Below are 4,615 nucleotides of genomic sequence, written 5' to 3' on the forward strand. Positions count from 1 at the left end.
CGGCGTAGGCGTCGGCGGACGATCCCGCGGATGGTGTTGGCGTCGGGACCGGCGCAGCGCCCGCGGTCGGGGCCGGGGCAGGGGACGGAATCGGAGTCGGAGCGGGGGTCGGGGTCATTGGCGCAGGCTCTCCCGGTCCTTGTCGATTTCGGCCAGCGTGGCTTCGAACATCGGCGGGGAATGGCGAACGATATTGCGCGCGGCGAGCAGGCAGCCGCCGCCGAGCAGCAGATAGACCACGATCACCACGCCCAGCGCCTGCACCCGGTAGTTGTCCCAGAACAGCAGCACGACCAGGCCGGTCAGCGCGAACAGGGCGAGGCCGAAGAACACCAGGCCGACCAGCGCCAGCAGCGCCATGCGCAACAGCCGTGATTTTTCCTCGGAGAGTTCGACGCTGGCCAGTTCCAGCCGGGTCTGCGCCATCGCCGCCACCGAGCTGCCCAGCGTGCGCAGCGAGTCCAGTAACTTGGGTGAGGAGGTGTCGTCGGTCATGCGGTTCCGCTGATTGGAGTGTCGTCATGCGCCGCGTTGCGGCACCCGGCAGGAGGGGGCCTGCGCGATCGGCGCGCCGGGAGCGCCCGCGAACGGGGTGCTCCGGAAGGGCGCCGGCGCGCAGGCCGGCAAGTCGCGGTCGGGCGCGGGAACCCGCGGGTTGCGGGTCCAGCGGTCCGACCGGCTGGCTTTACTTGCGGTTCAGCAACAGGCCGATCAGCAGACCGGCGCCGGCGGCGATGCCGACCGCGCGCCAAGGATGGTCGTGTACGTAGTCGTCGGTGGCGCGGGCCGCGGCCTTGCTCTTGGTGACGACGGCGTCCTGCAGATCCTGCGCTTTTTCCTTGGCTTGCTTCAGCAGGCCCATGCCACGCTCGCGCAGTTCGGCGGCCTTCTCGCCGGTGGTCGAGGCGGCTTGCTTGAGCAGTTCCTCGGCATCGGACAGGACGGTTTTGACATCGCTCATCAGTTTCTCCTGGTTGCGGGCGGTTGTTTCGGATAGTTGCATGTTGGCCTTCCTCGCTCTCGTAGGGTGTCTTCGCCTTGCTGCGGTCCAAGCATTTCCTAGGATATGCGGCGGTCTGCAATGGTTTCAAGACAGCGAGTCCTACAAGTCATGTAGGACATCGGCGCAGCGCGATGCAAACCTGAGCGGTTTTTATCGGCCGGCACGCCGTCGGGCGTCGCGCGCCCGTCCGGCGCGTCCCCGGATCGCGAGGTGGCGGCGGGTTTCGGCGTCACGCCAAAGCCTTCGACCATCGATTCGGCAAATGACTTCGCGTGATGTTGTAGTGACTTTATATTTGTTTGTGTCTCACCGCAATCGGAATAGACTGGTCTGAGTCCGGGCGCTGGCGGCCCGGAGGCAAGCAACATCCGACAGACCACTGACGACCGACAGGCAAGGAGGCAACCATGGCACTCAGGCTAGGCGACATTGCGCCGGACTTCGAACAGGATTCCAGCGAAGGCCGCATCCGCTTTCATGAATGGCTGGGCAACAGCTGGGGCGTGCTGTTCTCCCATCCGGCGGACTTCACCCCGGTCTGCACGACCGAACTGGGACTGACGGCCAAGCTCAAGGACGAGTTCGCCAGGCGCAACGTCAAGGCGATCGCGCTGTCGGTCGACCCGGTCGAGTCCCATCAGCGCTGGATCGAGGACATCAACGACACCCAGGGCTGCCAGGTCAATTTCCCGATCCTGGCCGACGCCGACCGCAAGGTGTCCGAGCTCTACGACATGATTCATCCGAACGCCAACGAGACGCTGACGGTGCGCTCGCTGTTCGTGATCGATCCGAACAAGAAGGTGCGGCTGATCATTACCTATCCGGCCAGCACCGGCCGCAACTTCAACGAGATCCTGCGCGTCATCGATTCGCTGCAGCTGACCGACAAGCACAGCGTGGCGACGCCGGGCAACTGGCAGCAGGGCGAGGACGTGGTGATCGTGCCGTCGTTGAAGGACGAAGAGGTGATCAAGCAGAAGTTCCCGAAGGGCTACAAGGCGCTGCGCCCGTACCTGCGGATGACGCCGCAGCCGGACAAGCAGCAGTAAGCCATCGGCTGCACGAGAAACAGCGCAAGAATCGCGGCGAGAAACCGCAACGATAAACGCAGCGGGAAACCGCAGCGATAAACAGAAGCGAGAACCAGAAACGAGAAACGCCGCCCCGCCCCGCGCGATGCAAGCGGGGCCGGCGCGGCGCCAACGGTGTCGTACCGACGGGTTCGCCCGTCGTCTCCTTGGTAGTGTGCTTTGGCCCGGCGACAGCCGGGCCTTTTTATTGGGCCGTGCGCACTGGCTCGGCCGGGGTCATTCCGGAGCCGTTCAGAAGAAGGCCTGGATGCCGGTCTGCGCGCGGCCAAGGATCAGCGCGTGGATGTCATGCGTGCCCTCGTAGGTGTTGACCACCTCGAGGTTGACCACATGGCGGATCACGCCGAACTCGTCCGAGATGCCGTTGCCGCCCAGCATGTCGCGCGCCACGCGGGCGATGTCGAGCGACTTGCCGCACGAATTGCGCTTCATGATCGAGGTGATCTCGACCGCCGCGGTGCCCTCGTCCTTCATCCGGCCCAGGCGCAGGCAGCCCTGCAGGCCCAGCGTGATCTCGGTCTGCATGTCGGCCAGCTTCTTCTGCACCAGCTGGGTCGCGGCCAGCGGGCGGCCGAACTGCTTGCGGTCCAGCGTGTACTGGCGCGCGGTATGCCAGCAGAATTCGGCGGCGCCCAGCGCGCCCCAGGCGATGCCGTAGCGGGCCGAGTTCAGGCAGGTGAACGGACCCTTCAGGCCGCTGACGCCCGGCATCAGGTTCTCTTCCGGAACGAACACCTGGTCCATGACGATCTCGCCGGTGATCGAGGTGCGCAGGCCGACCTTGCCGTGGATCGCCGGCGCGCTCAGGCCCTTCCAGCCCTTTTCCAGGATGAAGCCGCGGATGGTTTCCTTGCCGCCGTTCTGCGGATCGTCGGCGAGCTTCGCCCACACCACGAACACGTCGGCGATCGGCGAGTTGGTGATCCACATCTTGGCGCCGCTCAGCTCGTAGCCGCCGTCGACCTTCTTCGCGCGCGTCACCATCGAGCCGGGGTCGGAGCCGTGGTTCGGCTCGGTCAGGCCGAAGCAGCCGATCCATTCGCCGGTGGCCAGCTTGGGCAGGTACTTCTGCTTCTGCGCCTCGCTGCCGAATTCGTAGATCGGCACCATCACCAGCGACGACTGCACGCTCATCATCGAGCGATAGCCCGAATCGACACGCTCGACCTCGCGCGCGATCAGGCCATAGCTGACGTAGTTCAGTCCCGGGCCGCCGTACTGTTCGGGAATGGTCGGGCCGAGCAGGCCGAGTTCGCCCATCTCGCGGAAGATGGTCGCGTCGGTCTTTTCATGCCGGAACGACTCCAGCACGCGCGGCATCAGCTTGTCCTGGCAGTAGGCCGCGGCGGCGTCGCGCACCATGCGCTCGTCGGCGGTCAGTTGCTGATCGAGCAGCAGCGGGTCGGCCCAGTGGAATTCGGCGTTGGCGGCCATCGAGGTCTCCTTCGGTAGAGCGGTGAACGCGGGTCAGCGTGATTGGACTTGAAACGGAATGAGTGATCGGGCGCGGCGGACCGGCTGGCGGGGCGCTGCCGGTCTCGTTTTAAGGTTCCGCATTGCGGAACCGTGTTCCGATGCGTTAGTATAGCGCAAAGCGTCCGGCCGGCAACAGCCCGCCCGGGCCTCCCGACTTCGTTCACCGCCTTTCGACCAGGAGCCCGCCGTGGCCAACTCCGACGTGCTTTCCTCCGCCGCCAGCACCGGGAATGCGGCCGCCGCAGCCACCCCGGCCGCAAAGAGCCCTCCGGCCGCGGAGGCCACCAAGGCCACCAAGGCCACCGAGCCCGGGTCGGAGCGCGCCGCGCGCGAGAGCGACCCGAACTTCGTCACCGCGCTGGCCCGCGGCCTGGAGCTGCTGCGGTGCTTTCGCACCGGCGAGTCGATGCTCGGCAACCAGGACTTCGTGCGCCGCACCGGGCTGCCGAAGGCGACCGTCAGCCGCCTCGCCGGTACGCTGGTGCAACTGGGGTATCTGCGCTACGACGACAGCCTCGGCAAGTACGCGCTGGATGCCGGCGTGCTGGCGCTGGGCTTCGCCTATCTGTCGGCTTCCGACGTGGTGGCGCTGGCGCGGCCGCACATGCTGGCGTTCGCGCAGACCCATGGCGTGTCCGTGTCGCTCGGCAAGCGCGAGCGGCTCGAGGTGATCTATCTGGAGTCGATCCGTAACGACGCCGGCTCGATGCTGGGCCTTGGGGTCGGATCGCGGCTGTCGCTGGTGTCGAGCTCGATGGGGCGCGCCTATCTGGCGGCGCTGCCCGGGCCGAAGCGGGAACGGCTGCTGGCCGAATTCGCGCAGGCCTATCCCGAGCAATGGAAGGCGCAGGAGGCGCCGATGCGGGCGGCGGTGGCCGAGGCCGAGCAGCGCGGTTACGCGGCCTCGTTCCGCGACTGGCATCCCGCCATCCACGCCTGCGCGGTGCCGTTCCGGCCGATCGGCGAAAAGGACATCCACATGCTGAGCTGCAGCGCGTCGTATGGCAGCGTCGACGAGGCGGTCTTCCACGAGACGCTGGCC

The 4,615-nt window shown here is 66.6% G+C and carries 5 protein-coding genes; 2 read left to right on the forward strand and 3 right to left on the reverse strand.

The window, feature by feature from the left end:
• Positions 1 to 114: 114 nt before the first annotated feature.
• The gene (locus tag AC6EI8_RS24445; RefSeq protein ID WP_498383117.1) at positions 115 to 495 is read right to left on the reverse strand and encodes a phage holin family protein; all 381 of its coding nucleotides are present in this window, start codon (positions 493 to 495) and stop codon (positions 115 to 117) included.
• A gap of 190 nt (positions 496 to 685) precedes the next feature.
• Positions 686 to 1,003, reverse strand: coding sequence for an ElaB/YgaM/YqjD family protein (locus AC6EI8_RS24450; RefSeq protein ID WP_315904136.1), 318 nt, complete (start codon positions 1,001 to 1,003; stop codon positions 686 to 688).
• Between the two features lie 407 nt (positions 1,004 to 1,410).
• On the opposite strand from AC6EI8_RS24450, the gene AC6EI8_RS24455 reads away from it, so the two are divergent.
• Positions 1,411 to 2,055, forward strand: a complete 645-nt coding sequence (locus AC6EI8_RS24455) for a peroxiredoxin (protein WP_149317793.1) — start codon at positions 1,411 to 1,413, stop codon at positions 2,053 to 2,055.
• 273 nt (positions 2,056 to 2,328) lie between these two features.
• On the opposite strand, the gene AC6EI8_RS24460 is transcribed toward AC6EI8_RS24455, so the two are convergent.
• The gene (locus AC6EI8_RS24460) at positions 2,329 to 3,531 is read right to left on the reverse strand and encodes an acyl-CoA dehydrogenase (protein WP_053821223.1); all 1,203 of its coding nucleotides are present in this window, start codon (positions 3,529 to 3,531) and stop codon (positions 2,329 to 2,331) included.
• Positions 3,532 to 3,931: 400 nt separating this feature from the next.
• Here AC6EI8_RS24460 and AC6EI8_RS24465 point away from each other — a divergent pair.
• Positions 3,932 to 4,615 (forward strand): IclR family transcriptional regulator (locus AC6EI8_RS24465; protein ID WP_498383118.1); only part of this gene is annotated, 684 nt, incomplete at its 3' end.

The organism is Cupriavidus sp. R6-3 (assembly GCF_059772245.1).